Annotated in this window: 1 protein-coding gene and 1 pseudogene; one reads left to right on the top strand and one right to left on the bottom strand. The window is 61.0% G+C overall.

Features of this window, described 5'->3' with window-relative positions; genetic code table 11:
* On the top strand, positions 1-348 hold a 348-nt coding region (locus tag L462_RS25240; RefSeq protein ID WP_181006736.1), incomplete at its 5' end, for a hypothetical protein.
* A 1,083-nt stretch (positions 349-1,431) separates the two neighbouring features.
* Here the strand turns inward: L462_RS25240 and L462_RS0123870 are convergent.
* Positions 1,432-3,341, bottom strand: a pseudogene (locus tag L462_RS0123870) (RHS repeat-associated core domain-containing protein); the annotation flags it as partial.

Genomic DNA, 3,341 nt, shown 5'->3' with positions numbered 1-3,341 from the left:
GCGGATGTTGCTGACCGCGATAAGGGGCCGGCCGGTGGCGTCGTTCAGCGTCACGGTGGTGCCGTTATCCACGCCCTGCGTGCGCAGGACGGCGCCGGAGAGGGCGTGACGGTACGTGAAGTTCGCCAGTCCGGCCGCGTGCAGGCGCGGGTCGGCGCTGCGGGTGAGGAAGCCGCGGGGGTCATGGTGATGGCGGGTGACGCGCAGGTCACAGACGTCCGGGGTATCCGGATGGCGGAGGAAGGCGACGGTGCGCACGGCGAGGCCGCGGCTGTCGGTCACCGTCAGGGTCGGGGTGTGGCGGAAGACGCCGCTCAGGGCGAATGTGCTCATGGTCTGACTCCGTAAACAGGGGCTGATGCGGGTTCATCAGGCGGGTTTGGGCCGGTGCGTCCGGGGAGAGAAACGGTGCCCGGGCGGGATACCGGCAGGAAAGGGTCAGCGCTCACCGGGACATACCCGTGAGGCCCGGTTATCATTGCCCGTCCCGCCGGCATGTCAACCCGCCGGGGCCGGCTTCCGGCGTGAATTATCCTGAGGCAGGGTATGAATTAAACACCGAAAACGGCCTGTTTCTGGAAAACTCAGTAGCCAGGCGTTCTATTTAATTGATAAGGATAATTATTTAAGCATGCCTGCCATCTGCCTGTCCGGTTCTATCCAATTTCCCTTTTGATCTATTAATCCCTGCGAAAAGAGTACCGTCCTGAGAGTATCTTTTGGAGTTGCTCTAATAAGGGGGATTTGTCGGAAGCTGGCAGCTTCAATCAAATCGGGAGGAACAGGCAGAGAGTCAGGAACAATAATAACCCTGAGACTTTCCAGTGACAGCATTTCCCAGTGTAGTTGTTCATTATTAATAGCAGAACTCCCGTTAACTGAATCCATAAAAACCCTATTTCGCTCAGACTCTGTTTGCTGCTCCCATCTCTCAAATGCATTAATTTTCTGGCGTCGGGTACTCCCTGGAACTATTCCCATATTATCCGTTCCGCTTGCTCTCCATACATGTTCAGGATTTAGCAAAAAATCAGGCTTAAATACAAACTGAACAGTGTTAACACCTGACCCCACACCATTACCAAGCGCCTTCCACTGTCCAGCACCTGCATGACCAACAGCCCTAGTATACACCGCCAAAGCTCCACCTCCGTTACGATCTGCATCCCTTGCATAATGACCTTCCGGACCATTTCTTGAATATGCACTGCGTAAAAAACCCTCCTTTAATGCTGTAACACTAAATTGTGCTTTGATACCGTGGACCAGGGCCAGGGTATTATTTATTTCCAGTTTCACAATTCGCCTGCTGGTATCGTTTTGCCTGAAAGAAGGGAGGGGGTGTTGCGTATATCTTTGCATGTCCTCGGTCATAGTGACGGTTTGAGTAAACAGACCAAAATTGTTTCTTTTGGGTTTACGATTCTTAGGATTTAAACCATCCGGATCCGTATAAGTCAGGGGATTATTGCGGCACATCCGGAACAGGTTCAGGCCGTCCACCGTCCCCGCCGGGTCTGCGGAGAGCCACCGCCCCGACCACGGCTGGTAGTACCGGTATCCGTAGTAGTACAGCCCCGTCGCGTCGCGCTCCTTGCCCGAGTAGCGCACCGTTTTGTAGTCCGCTTCCAGCTGACTGCGCGCCGTCAGGATGGCGGTGCCGCCGAACGGGTAGTACTCCTCCGTGCTGATAATATTCCCGTCGCCGTCCAGCTCCAGCCCGCTGCTTCCCGTCAGGTTATCGTGGCTGTAACGCACCTGGTTGTTGCTGATGCCGTCCGGCCTGCCCGACGTCCAGTGCAGCACCCGCACCTGCGCACGTCCCGCCTCGCCCGCCGTCATCACCTGCAGGCTTTCCGTTTCCGCGCCGCCTGCCGTTGTGGTCCGCAGCTCCAGTCCCGGCAGGTACACCACCCGCTGCGTCTGCGTGCTGCTGTTCGTCTTCTGCACGCTGACCTTCAGCACGCGCTGGCTGCCCGCATCATACCGATAGCTTTCACAGTCTGCGGTGTCGCCGTCACGCACCACCGGCGTCACTTTCAGCAGCTCGTTACGCGCGGTCCAGACCAGCGCCTGCCCCGGCTGCAGCTGCGTCTGCTGTCCGCCCGCCGTGAACAGGCCGTCCACCTCTGCGGGGCTTTCCGTCAGGGTGCTCAGCACGCCCCGGTTGCTCCGGTTGCTTATGGTGATTTTCGTGGTGTAGGTGTTGTTTGTCGCAGGGGCGCTGTGACGAATCTGCGTCAGGTTGTCTCCCGCGTCGTAGGCGTAGGTACGGGTGTAGTTCGTGTACGCGGAGCTGTCTGCCGGAAGGGGAACCGTGGCTGACGGCAGGTGACTGCCCTGACCGGCGTTCGCCATCTCGCGCCCGGTGGCACTCACCAGCCGGTACAGGCTGTCGTAGGTATACGTGCTCTCCGGCACCACTTTCTGGTTGCGCCAGAAGCGGGTCTCTTCCGCATCGTTTCTGATGCCAAGAACATTACCCACCGGGTCATATTCATAGCGCAGGTCCTGCAGCACCTTCGTACCCGCAGCATGTCCGGCGGGGCGTTCCGTTTTAATCCCGGTCAGCCGCTGCGTCTGCGGCTCGTAGGTATACGTGGTCACCACGCCGTTGCCGTGCACTTCGCGCAGCTTCTGCCCGGCGGCCGAGTACGCCAGGGAGCTAACGATAACCCGCTCCGTGCCGCCCTTCACCGTCAGCCAGCTGCCCGACACCCGGCCCGCCACGTCATACGCCACGCGCTGGCGGTTCCCCTTCGCATCGGTGGTGGCCAGTACCGCCCCGGCGGCGTCCGCGGTGGTCAGGGTGGTGTATGCCTCGTCAGCCAGCAGGCCGTTCCAGGCGGATACCTCTGTCCCCTGCCAGTCAGCCACGGCGTCCGGGCTGTCCGCCTCCTTCAGCAGGCGGCGGGTCACCGACAGCGGTACCCCGGTCAGAGCCACACTGTCAGTCTGCGTCAGGCCGGCCGTGTCGTGGTGGCTGACGCACACGCCGGCCAGGTTCAGGCCCTGCTCCGCCTGCGTACTGCCGGCGTACACGAAGCGCTCCGTGACGCGGGCGGGTTCACCGGCCGCCTGCTCCGTGATGCTCACCGGGCGCCCGGGCAGCGACGCGTCCTCGTACTGCCAGGTGCGGGTCACGGCCCGGCTTATGTCCTCCGTACCATCACGGGTAATGCGGATGTTGCTGACCGCGATAAGGGGCCGGCCGGTGGCGTCGTTCAGCGTCACGGTGGTGCCGTTATCCACGCCCTGCGTGCGCAGGACGGCGCCGGAGAGGGCGTGACGGTACGTGAAGTTCGCCAGTCCGGCCGCGTGCAGGCGCGGGTCGGCGCTGC

Origin of the sequence: Enterobacter sp. BIDMC 26, assembly GCF_000534435.1 — a bacterium.
GTDB classification, from domain to species: domain Bacteria; phylum Pseudomonadota; class Gammaproteobacteria; order Enterobacterales; family Enterobacteriaceae; genus Enterobacter; species Enterobacter ludwigii.
Note: the sequence above shows the minus strand (reverse complement) of the source record. Positions and strands in the feature narration are given on the sequence as shown.